12 protein-coding genes and 2 pseudogenes are annotated in these 13647 nt (G+C 62.7%); 7 read left to right on the top strand and 7 right to left on the bottom strand.

The features are described 5' to 3' along the window. The first annotated feature begins 24 nt into the window (after positions 1-24). Together MSTE_RS24220 and MSTE_RS24225 are read left to right on the top strand one after the other, a co-directional pair. Positions 25-621: a TetR/AcrR family transcriptional regulator gene (locus MSTE_RS24220; RefSeq protein ID WP_096505064.1), complete on the top strand. Its 597-nt coding sequence runs from the start codon at positions 25-27 to the stop codon at positions 619-621. Between the two features lie 128 nt (positions 622-749). Further along, positions 750-2015: pseudogene (locus MSTE_RS24225) on the top strand (PepSY-associated TM helix domain-containing protein); the annotation flags it as partial. On the opposite strand, the pseudogene MSTE_RS25635 reads toward MSTE_RS24225, so the two are convergent. The 3 genes and pseudogenes from MSTE_RS25635 to MSTE_RS24240 form a co-directional block, all read right to left on the bottom strand. After that, positions 1924-4697: pseudogene (locus MSTE_RS25635) on the bottom strand (MMPL/RND family transporter). The pseudogenes MSTE_RS24225 and MSTE_RS25635 overlap by 92 nt on opposite strands. Positions 4698-4732: 35 nt before the next feature. Next, entirely contained in the window at positions 4733-5131 is a 399-nt protein-coding gene (locus MSTE_RS24235; RefSeq protein ID WP_046255325.1) for an MmpS family transport accessory protein, read from the bottom strand. A 179-nt stretch (positions 5132-5310) separates the two neighbouring features. Then, a complete protein-coding gene (locus MSTE_RS24240; protein ID WP_096505069.1) occupies positions 5311-5757 on the bottom strand; it encodes a hypothetical protein in 447 nt (148 codons plus the stop codon). A 140-nt stretch (positions 5758-5897) separates the two neighbouring features. Here MSTE_RS24240 and MSTE_RS24245 point away from each other — a divergent pair, with 140 nt between their 5' ends. From MSTE_RS24245 to MSTE_RS24255, 3 genes are all read left to right on the top strand, one after another. Beyond that, on the top strand, positions 5898-6902 hold the full coding sequence (locus MSTE_RS24245; RefSeq protein WP_096505071.1) for an adenylate/guanylate cyclase domain-containing protein: 1005 nt from the start codon (positions 5898-5900) through the stop codon (positions 6900-6902). A gap of 52 nt (positions 6903-6954) precedes the next feature. Then, positions 6955-7398, top strand: coding sequence for an SRPBCC family protein (locus tag MSTE_RS24250; RefSeq protein WP_096505073.1), 444 nt, complete (start codon positions 6955-6957; stop codon positions 7396-7398). Between the two features lie 466 nt (positions 7399-7864). Further along, positions 7865-8302 (top strand): hypothetical protein, encoded by a 438-nt coding sequence (locus tag MSTE_RS24255; protein ID WP_096505075.1) that lies wholly within the window; start codon positions 7865-7867, stop codon positions 8300-8302. 113 nt (positions 8303-8415) lie between these two features. Here the strand turns inward: MSTE_RS24255 and MSTE_RS24260 are convergent, their stop codons facing one another. Then, positions 8416-9213 (bottom strand): L,D-transpeptidase, encoded by a 798-nt coding sequence (locus MSTE_RS24260; protein WP_096505077.1) that lies wholly within the window; start codon positions 9211-9213, stop codon positions 8416-8418. A 759-nt stretch (positions 9214-9972) separates the two neighbouring features. On the opposite strand from MSTE_RS24260, the gene MSTE_RS24265 reads away from it, so the two are divergent. Beyond that, positions 9973-10722, top strand: coding sequence for an enoyl-CoA hydratase-related protein (locus MSTE_RS24265; RefSeq protein ID WP_096506347.1), 750 nt, complete (start codon positions 9973-9975; stop codon positions 10720-10722). Between the two features lie 9 nt (positions 10723-10731). Here the strand turns inward: MSTE_RS24265 and MSTE_RS24270 are convergent, their stop codons facing one another. Together MSTE_RS24270 and MSTE_RS24275 are read right to left on the bottom strand one after the other, a co-directional pair. After that, complete coding sequence (locus MSTE_RS24270) at positions 10732-11631, bottom strand: glycoside hydrolase family 6 protein (protein WP_408645932.1); 900 nt, start codon at positions 11629-11631, stop codon at positions 10732-10734. A gap of 119 nt (positions 11632-11750) precedes the next feature. Further along, on the bottom strand, positions 11751-12008 hold the full coding sequence (locus tag MSTE_RS24275) for a hypothetical protein (protein WP_231896955.1): 258 nt from the start codon (positions 12006-12008) through the stop codon (positions 11751-11753). A gap of 213 nt (positions 12009-12221) precedes the next feature. On the opposite strand from MSTE_RS24275, the gene MSTE_RS24280 reads away from it, so the two are divergent. Next, a complete protein-coding gene (locus MSTE_RS24280) occupies positions 12222-13250 on the top strand; it encodes a fused (3R)-hydroxyacyl-ACP dehydratase subunits HadA/HadB (RefSeq protein ID WP_096505079.1) in 1029 nt (342 codons plus the stop codon). Positions 13251-13271: 21 nt separating this feature from the next. On the opposite strand, the gene MSTE_RS24285 is transcribed toward MSTE_RS24280, so the two are convergent. After that, positions 13272-13640, bottom strand: a complete 369-nt coding sequence (locus MSTE_RS24285; protein ID WP_096505081.1) for a thiocyanate hydrolase — start codon at positions 13638-13640, stop codon at positions 13272-13274. Between the last annotated feature and the right edge of the window lie 7 nt (positions 13641-13647).

The raw sequence follows: 13647 nt of genomic DNA on the forward strand, positions 1-13647 counted from the left end.
GCACGCTATCCTGTGGCCCAACTCATGTCAACGACTCCTCGAACTCGTCTTTCCGTGGCAGCCCGCCGCGAGGAACTCCTGCGGGTGGGCTCGGTACTCTTCGCCACCCGCCCTTATGACGAGGTCTGGATCGAGCACGTCGCCCAGGAAGCGGGCGTGTCGTCCGCCCTGATCTACCACTACTTCGGCAACAAGAAGACCTTCGTCGGCGAGATTGTCCGCCGCGATTCCGAGTCATTTCTGCGGGCGATCACGGTGGACCCCGCACTACCGCCCTACGAGCAGTTCCTCACCTCGCTCGACGCCTACCTCGACCACATCGAACAGCATCCACACGCATACATCGCGATGACCCGCGGACTGACCAGCACCGACCCGGAGGTCCGGGAGATCCTCGACAGCAACCGTGCGGTGGTAACAGAGCACACCCTCAAGAGGATCGTCTCGGGAACGCCCACGCCCGCCCAACGCATGATCGCGCGCGCCTGGGTCGTCTACATCGTCGACATGTGCATGGCGTGGCTCATCGACGGCATCGTCGACCGCGCCGAGCTGCGCGATCTACTGATCCGTTCCTACGACGCGCTCAGCGGCGTCATCACGGACATCGGAAGCGCTTAGCGCACAATGCGCTTCGCTCGCCCGTGAGGTAGAGCCCCATTACTCGTTCACTACCACTAGCCTTACTTCCCGGACAGCGGTCGGTGCGCGTTATGGAGGAGAAGGTGGCCACACCCCGGCGCCGGCGTGTGTCCTTGAAGTTCCGGCGCACCTTGGTTCTCGCTCACCGCTGGATCGGCCTCATCGGTGGGCTCCTTGTGGTGATCATCAGCACCAGCGGCGCCATACTCGTGTACCAGCCGGAGCTCGTCCGGGCATTGCACCCCGAGATCTTCCGCACCACATCCGCAGCCAAACCGGTCGGATTCGCGCGGGCGATCACCGAGGTCCAATCGCACTACCCCGAAATCCAGCTTGCGAGTGCCTCTCTCAAGGACGGTGTGTATCTGCTCAGCGCCTCCGGCACACGCGACACATTCTTCGTCGACGCGGGCACCGGCCTCCTCAACGGCCGAATCGATCTCGGCGCGGGAGTACTGGGATTCCTGGTCAACATGCACGACTGCGGGTTCACCTGCGAGGGCTACAGCGGCTACGTCCCCTTCCTGACTCAGCCTTCCCCGCTGGCGCAGCTCGACGCCTTCGCCGGAATGTCCTGGGGGTCGGCACTACTCGCCCTGGCGGCCCTTATCCTGCTCCTACTGGTGGTTCCCGCACCGTACATCTGGTGGAAGGCAATTCGTAAGTTAAGCAACGCCTTACGTGTGCGATGGGCCTCCGGGCGGTTCGCTCGCGATTTCGACCTGCACGCCATGATCGGCATCGTCGCCACGGCGCCGTTGATCGTATGGGGGCTGACCGGAACGCAATTCGAGGTCCCCGGGCTGACCACCCTGTGGTACTCCTTCACCGGAGGGCAAGCCTCCGAGAACACGTTCGCGGGAGGCCCGGGCGAGCAGAACATCACCGTGGAACGCGCCGTGGACGCTGCCGCGCGCCAGTTCCCGGGATCTGAGGTGACCTGGATAGGACTCCCGGATGACGACAATGCCTTCTACACCGTGGATCTCTTGGATCCCGGCGAGCCAGATTTGCGGGCGCACAGCCTCAACTACCACGGCAACCGCTCCGTCGGGGTAGACGCCCACGACGCCGGCCACGTGCAGATCCTTCGCGATAAACCAGCCACCGCATCGAACGCCATCGCCGACGAATGGGCCGGGCCCGCCGCGCATTTCGGCCTTGCCGTAAACGGCTATTGGCGCTCGATCTGGTTCGTTCTCGGCATGGCTCCACTAATGCTCGGACTCACCGGCCTGAGCACCTGGCATTGGCGGCGCCGGGCCCGTCTGCGTGCGCGACTCAGGAACGCACAGGTTTCCGGCGCGGGCGCGAAAGCACCCGTGTCGGCCACCAGAACCACGTCCCCAGTAGCCGAACAAGCGCAGGGACAACGAATGAGCGCACGATCAGTGTGTCGAGTAGCAGCCCGATGCACACGGTGGTGCCCACCTGGCCGATGGTTCGCAGATCGCTTGAGAGCATCGCCAGCATCGTGAAGGCGAAAACCAAGCCCGCAGAGGTGACAACGCCTCCGGTACTTCCCAGCGCACGGATGAGTCCGGTGTTCAATCCGGCGTGGGTCTCTTCTTTGAGCCGGGCGATCAGCAGCAGGTTGTAGTCCGATCCCACTGCCACCAAGATGATGAACGTCAGCGGCAGGATCAACCAGTGCAAGGGCAGACCGACGAGATGCTGCCAAATAGGTACCGAGAGACCGAACGCGCCCGCGAATGAGAAGGCCACCGTGCCGATGATGACGAACGGCGCCACCAGACTTCGGGTGATGACCATCATGATCAAGAAGATCAGGGTGAAAGCCGCGATCGCTGCGATGAGCAGATCGGACGCGGCGTACTCTTTGATGTCCTTGTTGTTCGACCCCGCGCCGCCGATGTAGACCTTTGACCCCGCCAACGAGGTCTCCTTCAGCGCCGTCGTGATGGCATCGGGGAACTCGTTAACATGTTCAATGCCTTCCGGTCCCATGGCGTTGCCCATGTGCGTGACGATGAACCGAGCCGCTTTGCCATCCGGTGACATCATCAGCGCCATACTGGTTTTGATGTCCTCATTGTCGAAAGCTTCGTGCGGTATGTAGAAGAAGTCGTCGCTACGGGACGCGTCGAAGTCGTTGCCGACGTTGATCATGTCGTCGAATGTCTGGTCCGTGGCGGTGGACTGCAGATTCGTCTGGCCGTAGGTGTTGACGATGAGGGCTTGCAGCGCTTCCTGGTCGTTGGCCGTGAGCTTCAACAGCGAAACCATCTGGGGCAACAACTGGTCGACAACCTCAAGGGAGCCCACCGCATCCTTGATGTCGGCGGCCAACTTGTCGATGCTGTCCAGCATGTCGAACAACGACCGGAACGACAGGCACACCGGAATGTCGAAACAGTGTGGTTCCCAATAGAAGTAGTTGCGCAGCGGGCGCATGAAGTCGTCGAGGTTCGAGACCTTCTCGTTCATGTCCTTGGTGACTTGCTGCATGTCCTCCATCGTCACGACGGTGTTGTGCATTTCATCCGCGAGCTTTTGCGTCAGGTCGATGGTCTGTCGCAAGACCGCCACCGAGTGCGCCATGATCTGGGCCTGCTTGTCGGTGTTGGTGTTCTGAGCCTTCGTGAAGGGCAGTTGCTGACCATTCCCACTTCCCTGCGTGGTGAACAGGTAAGGCAGAGAGGCATGTTCGAGCGCCCGTCCCATCGGCCTGGTGATGCTCTGCACCATCGCGACGCCGGGGAGTCGTACCAGGCTCTTGGAGACTCGGTCCAACGAGATGAAATCGGCCGAGTTGCGCATGTCGTGGTCCGATTCGACCATGAGCATCTCGGTGAACAGCTTGCTCGGCGGGAAATGCCGGTCTGCCGCCGCAAAACCTTCCTTCGCAGGGGCGTCGGACGGCTGATAGGCCCGATCGTCATAGCTCACCTGATAGGTGGGCACGAAGACCGCCCCCACGAGAACCGCTGCTGAACTTGCCACAAGTATCGGCTTGGGCCAACGCACCACACTGGCCCCGATACGCCGGTACAGATCCGCCTTGGCCTTCTGTTTGGGGTCGAAGAGCCCGAACAGACTGCCCAGATGCAGCATGGCGGGCCCGCTGCCGCGATGGTCAAGAGCATGCCGATGGCGACTGCCGGGCCCATCGTGTGGAAATAGTTGAGACGAGCGAAGCTCAGGCACAGACCGGCGCCGGCGATCGTCAAACCCGAGCCGATGATGACGTGAGAAACGCCGCGGTATGCCGCATAGAAGGCGTCCTCGCGGCTCAGTCCCGCGTTACGCGCTTCGTGATAGCGCCCCAGCAAGAAGATGCCGTAGTCGGTGCCGGCACCCAGCGTCAGTGAAATGACGATGTTGACGGCGAATGAGGACAGCTCGATGTATCCGAAATGTCCGAGAGTGGCGACAACGCCTCTCGCGACCAGCATCTCGACCAGAACCCCGAACAAGGGCACCAGCATCGTGGTGACCGAGCGGTACACCGTGAGCAGCATGAAGATGATGAGGAAGATCGTGACGATCGTGATGTTGTTCAGACTCGAGTTCGCCACGCTGAGCGTGTCTGAGGCCAGCGGCGCCGCACCACTGACATAGACCTTCAATCCGGGTGGCGGGGTGTCCTTATCGATCAGGTCCTTGACCGCGTCAACGGATTTGTTCGCCTGCATCTGGCCGATATCGCCCGCCAGACGCAGCAATACGAACGCAGACTTGCCATCCAGACTCTGCGCCCCGGCCGCCGTGATCGGCTTTCCCCAGGTGTCCATCACGTACTGCACATGCTCGGTGTCGTTCTTGAGTCGGCGCACCAACTCGTCGTAATAGTCGTGATCAGCAGCGCCGAGCGGCCGATCGGCCTCCAGCACGAGCATGGTCAGGCTGGTGGACGTCGACTCGTGAAACTTCTCCCCGATTTGCAGCATCGCCCGCTGCGACGGTGCGTAGTGCGGGATCATCGGACCGGCGAGCTCGGCGGCGACATCTTCCACGTGTGGCACAAACGTATTCGTCGTCACCGCCACAATGGCCCAGAAGACGATGATCGGTACCGCCAGGATGCGAACCATCCTGGGAACGAAGGGCCTCTTCACCCGATGCTCGCTCATGCCGACTTCACCCTGCACATGACGTTCGCATCCGCATGGTCATCGGACATCTCGTCGCGGACAACGTCGTTCACCCGTATCCGGCAACCGACCTGTCCCCCACGCACCTGTACCGAGATGCTGCCCGAAACCACGGTGAGAGTCGTCGTCTCCGTGTGCGACCACGGCAGCGTGGTCACATCCACCTGGTGCGGATGACCATCGATATCGACATAACTCAACATCCCGCCATTCCCGACCGTGCCGAAGACCTCGTAGGTGAGCGTCTTGGGCGTGAACTCCGGCGGTGCCTGCGGCGGATTGACGGTGAGCACCGGTCCGGGAGCGGACAGCTCGTGCACCTTCAACATCGAGCCACCGGCCACTCCTAGCGCGATGACGGCGACCAGCGGCATCCAGGCGCGCGCCAAGACCGTCCTGCCAACCGAACGTCGGCTCACCCGACCACCCTCCCGGACCTCGCGCCGCGTGCATGTCAATGACACTGACATAAGTACGGTCGGAAATGCTATCAGCAGAACCTGGGAATGCGAGCGGCAAGTTTCGCCCACCCCGGCAATCCGTCAGATCGGTGTCACGACGTGCGCGGCAACCGCCCCTTCAGCCGCCGCATCCGCAGTACCTGCGCCGTGATGTTGATGGACGAGATCATCGGAATGACGCCGAGGAACGTTCTCTCGGAGGGGGTGGCTCCGTGTAACTGCTCCAGGCTGCCGAGCACATAGAAGCAGCCCAGACTGAAGATGGTGGCCGGGATGGAGAATGCCCACAACGAGCCGCGATCGGCAATCGCCTGCCGTGCAAAGGTGAGCTCATCGGGCGACATCTGTTCCCGTTTGCGCACCTTCTTCAAGACCGATGGATAGCCACCGATACGGTCCGCCAGTGGCGAGGACACCTGGTTTCTCAGACGGGTGGTGTACACGAACATGCACGTCGCGAAGGTCAGCAGGGCCACAAAGGCGAGAATCGCCAGATACCCGAAGAGGTGCCAGTTGTGCCCCAAGAAGTTCCAGTTCATCGCACCGTCCCTTTGCCCCGCCGTCGAGGAATCTCCTGGGAGATACTCGGGGTTTCTTTGAACCAAGTCAAGGTTCCTGACACTGCCTGCGGCTCACAGGGTTCTACCGACACCGGGTTTAGGTGTGCTGTACTGGCGAGATGGCTGAGTCTCGCGAGCTCAACGAGGTGGTGGACGCCGCGATCGAGCAGTCACTACTCGGTGGCCCCCGCAAGTACACCCGGTCTCAGGTGTCCGAGCTGTCCGGCGTCCCGGTCGAACGCGCCCGCAAGCTATGGGTGGCACTGGGCTTCGCCGCGGCGGAAAGCGACGACGAGGTCGTGTTCACCGATGCCGATGTCGCCGCGATCCGCACCTTCGCGGCATTGGGAACGGCCACCGCGGCCAACGAACAGAGCCAGGTCACCGCGGCCCGAACCCTCGGCCAGGCCATGGCACGGTTGGCCGAATGGCAGGCAGACCTATTGACCCGCGAGGTCGAAGATCGCATTGCCAACGATGGCGACGCATTCACAACCGGGTCAAGCGTCGATGCCGTCACACGGACAATCTCGACCCTGACCGACTTGCAGGACTATGCGTGGCAGCGGCACTTGGCTGCGGCGCTCACTCGGTCGAATGAATCCGGCAGCACCACAAGACAATTGCTTGTTGGTTTCGCCGACATGGTTGGTTACACCCGCCTCTCTCGCCATCTGGACCTCGATGAGCTGACCAACCTGCTCGAAACCTTCGAGACCGCACTCACCGAAGCGATCACCACCCATGGCGGCTGGGTGATCAAGAACGTCGGCGACGAGGTCATGTTCGCCGCCGCGAGCGCTGGAGCCGGCGCGCGCATCGCGGTTGCCATGAATGCAGCGATTACCGCAGCGGCTCAGACCATTCCGGATATGCCACAGATCCGGGTGGGCCTGGCCTACGGGCAAGTGCTCGTACGCTTCGGCGATCTCTACGGCACCGTGGTCAATGTCGCAGCACGACTGACCGGCGTGGCCCGGCCCGGAACCATCCTTCTCGACGACGCCGCCGCGGCGGCACTGGGAGACGACGACGAGTTCGTTCTCCGTCACTTGCGCGGGGTACGCGTCAAGGGGTTCTCTCGGTTGGGCTCGCATGTCTTGCGAACCCGCAAACGCTCATAACGACCCGCTGATTTTGACGGACAGGATTTTGACGGACAGGAAAGGACATCACATGGCGCAGTACATCGAGGAAACAATCTTCGAGGCACCCCGAACGACCGTGTATGAATTGTTCGCCGACCGCGAAGGCTACAACGAATTCCTGCCCTTCACCGTCACACTAGTCCGGCCCGGCGCCACCGAAAGGCAGGGTGTGGGGGCGATTCATCGAATCGGTGTGGGCCCGGTCGGCGTCAAGGAAGAGATCCTCGAACTCGTTGCCGGGGAACGTATTCAGTATCGTGTCGTCGGTGGACTGCCGGTACGCTCGCACATCGGAACCATCACCCTCACCGACCATCCGCAGGGGACGGCCGTGCGCTATTCGATGGAGTCCACTCCGCTGATCCCGGTACCCGATACCGCGATGGTGTGGGTTCTGCGTAAATCGATGTCGAGCCTCGTCGACGGCGCACGCCGAGAAGCAGCGCGCCGGGGTGCGGCCGGAAAAGCATAGGTACCACGACTATCTGAGTAACGAATGTCATTGGATTCCGGAATGGAAATTTGCATTTCTGGTTCAGTTCGTGCGCCATTCTTAGACATCGCTAATTAATCATATTGGACCCCCATAAACCAAACGATTTACATTAATTCGGGCTACTCGACTTTTACGCGATTATCAACTCATATCGAATACCTTTCCGTCACGGTTCGATCTCGCCTGAACACATGCCCGGCCTCATCGAGATGCACCTTCTGACATGGTGATTAGCGTGACACTCGGGAGGCATCTGATCACCCTCGTGCGCCCGCTAGGTCACAGCCACAGTTCACATTCCGCATCAACTTCATAACCAACCTGAACGTCAGCTGGACGTCAATTTTGGGGCGTTATAAAGTTCAGCCATCGAATTTCACCAGCGTGATTTACACGCACAAGCTAGGGAGTCGGGTCGGTGGCGATCATCATCTTTGATAGAATGGCTATTCAGGTAATTGCCAGCGCTGGTTTATGTGCAGCCGCCTTCGTATGGGCGCCATCCGCAGTCGCAGAGTCATCCGAGAGTGCGCACCACGCGGTGGAAGACGGCCCCGGCGCCTCCGGTAAGGGTGCGTTAGTCGGCGCCCCCGCCGCGGGAGCCGCACCCGTGGCGGGTGTGCCGATCCTGCCGGGCCCTGTTGCGGCACCTGTCGTACCGGCAGCGCCCATCATCCCGGCCGCGCCGATTGTTCCTGCGGCGCCAGTGGTTCCGGCAGCGCCGGTAGTTCCGGCCGCACCCGCCGTGGTCCCCGCCGCCGCGCCCCTCGATGGCGCACTGGCCGCAGGCCCCGTGGCAGGTAAGGGCGTTCCGGTCGGTTCCACCGTCCCCGGCGGCCCGACCCCGGGTGTCCCGACTCCCGCCGGTCCGCAAGGCTGATAGCCAAACCACACCCGCTTCTTCAATGATGCCGAGGCCGCGAACGCGGCCTCGGCATCATTGTTTCTCGCCAAATATTCAGAACTGCAAAAGATTACGTTGGTCGCGCGCCACTACTCTTGCACGACCACCGGGTCGCCGACGTTGACGTTGTCGAAGTACCACTGGGCTGCCGCCGGACTCAGGCTGATGCAGCCGTGGCTGACATTCTCGTAGCCCATCGCCGGTACGGCCCACGGAGCCGCGTGCACGAACAGCCCGCGGTTGGTGAAGCGGACGGCGTACTCCACATCGATCTTGTAGCCGTCGGCGGCGGTCACCGGGATGCCGACACTACTGGAATCCATCAGCACCGAGCGCTCCTTTCCCAGGACCGCGTAGGTGCCGATGGGTGTCGGATACTCAGGGCGGCCCATTGACGCGGGGAACACCCCTTCCTCCCCCAGACGGGGAAGGTGATGCGGCGCAGGCAGTCCCGATACCCCGTCCGATGGCCTTCTCCACACCCCCTCATAGGACACGGTGAAGGTGTGCCGCGAGATGCTGGCGATACCGACGAGAGCCGGGCCGGTCGTGATCTCCGCGGGCTTGCCACCCACCATGAGTTTCACGGTGCTGTGCGACGGCCAGAACCGATCTGGCATCCATTGCACGACATTGTCCTCGAGCCATTCGTACTTCCCCGTCATGGCGGGCGTGGAGGTGATCTCCAGCGCCCGCTCGGCGGCCTGGCGATTGGCGATGGGCCCATTGAACGTCACCACCACCGGATGTGCGATACCCACCGGCTTATCCGGCATGGGCGCAATGGACCTGACGTCCAGATCGAGCGGCAGGCTGACGGCTGCAGCCTCGATGCCGACGGTACGTCCGGCCATCGTCGCCGCGACCACGGATACTGCGACAACCACGTGAAGAACTGTCCTCATCGACCGACCCCTTTGGGATGACCACTTCGTCATGAATGATGCGATCGTATGGACGTGTCGATGCCCGAAGTAGCGGGCGCGCTTGCCGTTTCGATAACGCGTTCCCCACGGTTTGATAACGAAAAAGTCCGTGAAAAATGCCCGCTAACTGGTCTCAGAGGCACCCCAAATTGCGACTTTTCCGGCGGCGTGTCAGCGCGAGATAGGCACTGTCACCAGCGGGGCCATCGGCGGGCCAATCTCAGCGTCGCTGGCGGCCACCGGGTCTGGTCGCTGCAGAGATAACGTCGGCCCTCGATACCCACCCACACGGCACTCAGCGACGCTGCTCGCGACCGCACATCAGGCGCAACGATGGTCGCCGCCATACAGCAGCTCCTGCACATCCTCGCAGGTCACACCGCTGCACAGCGAAACTGCCATCGGACCTGCGGGGCTTCGGTTCATCCGACGGTAATCCCGCAGGTAGTTCTCCGACGTTTCGGCGCGTGCGACATCGTCAACTCCCGCAGCGGATCAGCCAACAAACGGGCTCAGGGAAGAAGTTGCTGGTGCTCTCAACGCATTGAACGGCCTACAACGTGCTTGTGTCGGCTGCCGCCGCAATGCCCCGGACCATGGCTTTCTGGTACCCGACCTCGGCGAACATCCGACGGGCCAGCGGGCCGGTGGCCGAACGAAACCATGATCCGCGGTACGACGGTCTAGAAGCCCGGCACGAGATCGGTCATGCTCAGCGGTATGCCTGTAGCGATCGAGAAGAACGACCGGATATGCGTGATCCGAATGGACCGGCCTGCCAAGCGCAACGCCATCAACCCAGAGATGACCCTGGCACTGGATGCCGCCCTCAACGAGTTCGAGGACGACCCGAGCCTGTGGGTGGCCGTGCTGACCGGTTATCGCGAGGGATTCTGTGCGGGCACCGATCTCGCCGAGACATCCGGCCCCCGCACTCCTCGCGGCGGAGAGTACGGCGTGATCCGGCGTGCACGCCGTAAGCCGCTGATCGCCGCCGTCGAAGGAATGGCCCTGGGCGGCGGCATGGAGATCGTGCTGGCGTGCGATCTGGTGGTGGCGTCGGCATCAGCCACCTTCGGACTGCCCGAGGCGCGCCGGGGGGTGATCGCCACCTGCGGTGGCCTGTTCCGCGCGCAGCGCGCGCTGCCGCTGAACATCGCGCGGCAGATACTGCTCACCGGTGATCCGATAACGGCGGATCGCGCCTACCAGCTGGGGCTGGTGAACGAGGTGACCGAAAGCGGCGCGGCCCTGGAGTCTGCGATCGCGTTGGCCCAACGGATCGTGCTCAATTCGCCTGTGTCTGTTCAAGAAAGTCTGCTCGCAACGCACAAGGCCTTCGAGCAGGCGGACGGCGCCGGGTGGGCCGACACCGAGACGGCGTTCGAGGCGGTGCTGCAATCCGCGGACATGGCAGAGGGGATCACCGCGTTCTTCGAACGCCGCTCACCTCAGTGGACGGGCAAGTAGCCCAACCTCTTACCGGCCCGCGTTACGCGCCAGATCGATCGCGTACTGGTTCACGAAGGTGCCGGCCCGCGGGTCTCCACGGTCGCATGAACCGTCCGATTCGCCGGGACGCTTGACCCACAGGTAGGCATCGACATTCGGGCTTGCGGTGGCCGTGGTGGGCGGGGTGCCCAATGCACGACCGCTGGGATTGCACCAGTAGAGGGCATCAGCAGTGGGTCCCGCTCCGTTACGCGAGGTGTCGATCACGTAGTGCGCGCCGTTCGTCATTCCCGAAATCGCGTCCCCGTAACCGATTTCCTCATCCGTGGTGAAGAAGTTCGCGGTGTTGAGGCTGAAGCCTCGAGCCTTTCCGACACCGACATCGTTGAGCCTGGCCGCCATCACGTCGGCACTCACCCAACGCGAGTGGCCACCGTCGACATAGAGGGCTGTGGCCGGGTTACGGGTCAGTGTGTCGACCGCATACCGCATCAGCTCGAAGCGTTCCTGGCGTTGGCCGGGCGACAGGCAGTCCGCCATGGCCAGGGCATCCGGTTCAAGGATGATTACTGCCGGTCCCGAGCCCACGGCGGATGCGACGCCGTCGATCCATCCCCGATAGGCATCGGCGGATCCGAAACCGCCGGCGGCGAAACTGCCGCAGTCGCGGTGGGGAATTGCGTAAAGAGCCAGCACCGGGGTGGCGCCGGAGGCCTGCGCCGCACCGATGTACTTCGCGTCCACGCTGGGAGTCGACACATTGTCCATCCAGTACGCCTGCGGCGTGTTGGCGATGGAGGTCAACTCGGGGCTCCCGGCGCCCTGCGCGGCACGCATCGCCGCCGAGTTCGGGTTGACATAGAACCCTTGGCCGTCCAGAGGGTTGTCCGCCCGCGCCATCGGACCCACGAAGAGACCCAGGCACATCACGGCCAACAGGGGGGCGATCCGTCGCGCGAGGACACCGGCAGCTGAGGAAATCACCTCAGAAAAATAGCCTCAGCACCTCAACAAGCGCCATTCGGCCCAGTGGGGATGCGCGGTGGCTATCTATCCATCGTGTGTGGGGGATCGTCTACTTCCTGCCTGTCCTCACAAGCGCCCAACGCGTTGACCAGTACACAGTTGTCTCCGTTGTCCTGCTGGTTGGGAGGAAGCTCCTCGCAATCGCCGACTTCGTTGACCCTCTCGCACATCACGCGAGCGGTGGGCGCCGCATAGGCCGCGGGGGCCGAGACCTGAAAAGCACCCGCGATCACGGCCGCAAAGGCCGCGGTCACGACACCTCTCATGATGGCTGCCACAGTGCCCTCCCTTCTTTGTACGGGCACCACCCCCGACCACCGTTTCTGAGCGACAACAACGGTAAATACGGGCGGTGACCACCCATTTTACAAACCAAAGATCGCTCCAACGAGGGTTTCGGATATGGATCGGCGACCAACTACCCATAACCTGCGCGCTAATGTGCTTGCGTCGGCCTCAGCGAACAGGCCGGTAGAAAAGTTGGACACCTCATGACTGCACCAGCAGAAGCGTCGGCGCTCGAAGCACGTGTCGGCCACTACTACCAGATGGACGGCCCCTACCTGGTGGGCCGGGAGAAGGTGCGCGAGTACGCCCGCGCGGTGCAGGACTACCACCCCGCGCACTGGGACGAGGCCGCCGCCGCAGGGCTCGGCTATTCCGGTCTGGCGGCCCCGCTGACGTTTACGTCGACCCCGGCCATGGCCTGTAACCGGCGCATGTTCGAATCCGTGGTCGTCGGCTACGACACCTATCTGCAGACCGAAGAGGTCTTCGAGCAGCACCGTCCGATCGTGGCCGGTGACGAGCTGCACATCGATGTGGAATTGACCTCGGTGCGTCGGGTGGCGGGCAGAGACCTGATCACCGTGACCAACACCTTCACCGACACGGCCGGCGAGCGCGTCCACACGCTGCACACCACCGTCGTCGGGATCACCGCCGACGAGATCAATCCGGGCACGATGGCGGCCGTGCAGCGGGCGATGATGCACGATGTCGACTTCTCTGGCATCGGGGCAGCCGCCCAGGCCTACGAGAAGACTGTCCGGCCCGAGGGCGAGGTTCGGATCGCCCAGGACACCGGCCGCGCACCGGGGACGCCGTCCTTCGACGACGTGACGGTCGGAGACGAGCTACCGGTGCATCACACCCGACTGTCCCGAGGCGATCTGGTGAACTACGCCGGCGTGGCAGGCGATGCCAACCCGATTCACTGGGACGAAGACATCGCCAAGTTGGCCGGACTGCCCGATGTGATCGCACACGGCATGTTGACCATGGGATTAGGTGCCGGATTCTTCTCGGTCTGGTCGGGCGACCCGGGTGCGGTGACGCGTTACGCGGTGCGGCTGTCCGCACCGGCCATCGTCTCGTCCGCCGAGGGCGCGGACATCGAGTTCGGCGGCAAGATCAAATCGCTGGATCCGGAAACTCGCACCGGCGTCATCGTCGTCACCGCGAAGTCCAGCGGTAAGAAGATCTTTGGCCTGGCGACGTTGAACGTCCGCTTCAGCTGATCCGACGATCCTCGCAGTAGGTCAGGCTTCCAGCCGGGCCCGAACGCCAGCGAGTCGGCCCCGAAGTTCGGCTTCGTGGATGACTCCCCTGGCGACCAGCGAGTGTGCAAGCGATACCAGCTGACTCTCGGGATACGGCAGGCTCGCATACACGGTCGCAGAAAGCGCGTCCTCCTCATCCCGCCGCTGTGTGAAGGTGAGGGCATCACCGCCGCAGGAAGCGTGGTCCAACGCGTCGCAGAGTCCGTCCAAACTGCTCTTCCACGGCGGCATCGGATTTTCGACGCCGTACTTGGCTGCCATTTCCGGCCATACCTGATGGCGATTCACGATGTCCTGTAAGGGCGCAACGGTAACCTCTGCGGCCGCGCGCAAACCCTCTGTCTTCATGATCTTT

The organism is [Mycobacterium] stephanolepidis, assembly GCF_002356335.1.
Taxonomy (GTDB): Bacteria; Actinomycetota; Actinomycetes; order Mycobacteriales; family Mycobacteriaceae; genus Mycobacterium; species Mycobacterium stephanolepidis.

Coding starts and splice junctions, on each gene's coding strand:
- MSTE_RS24220 (WP_096505064.1), top strand. CDS start 25: ATGTCAACGACTCCTCGAACTCGTCTTTCCGTGGCAGCCCGCCGCGAG.
- MSTE_RS24235 (WP_046255325.1), bottom strand. CDS start 5,131: ATGCCGCTGGTCGCCGTCATCGCGCTAGGAGTGGCCGGTGGCTCGATG.
- MSTE_RS24240 (WP_096505069.1), bottom strand. CDS start 5,757: ATGAACTGGAACTTCTTGGGGCACAACTGGCACCTCTTCGGGTATCTG.
- MSTE_RS24245 (WP_096505071.1), top strand. CDS start 5,898: ATGGCTGAGTCTCGCGAGCTCAACGAGGTGGTGGACGCCGCGATCGAG.
- MSTE_RS24250 (WP_096505073.1), top strand. CDS start 6,955: ATGGCGCAGTACATCGAGGAAACAATCTTCGAGGCACCCCGAACGACC.
- MSTE_RS24255 (WP_096505075.1), top strand. CDS start 7,865: ATGGCTATTCAGGTAATTGCCAGCGCTGGTTTATGTGCAGCCGCCTTC.
- MSTE_RS24265 (WP_096506347.1), top strand. CDS start 9,973: ATGCCTGTAGCGATCGAGAAGAACGACCGGATATGCGTGATCCGAATG.
- MSTE_RS24270 (WP_408645932.1), bottom strand. CDS start 11,631: ATGTGCCTGGGTCTCTTCGTGGGTCCGATGGCGCGGGCGGACAACCCT.
- MSTE_RS24280 (WP_096505079.1), top strand. CDS start 12,222: ATGACTGCACCAGCAGAAGCGTCGGCGCTCGAAGCACGTGTCGGCCAC.
- MSTE_RS24285 (WP_096505081.1), bottom strand. CDS start 13,640: ATGAAGACAGAGGGTTTGCGCGCGGCCGCAGAGGTTACCGTTGCGCCC.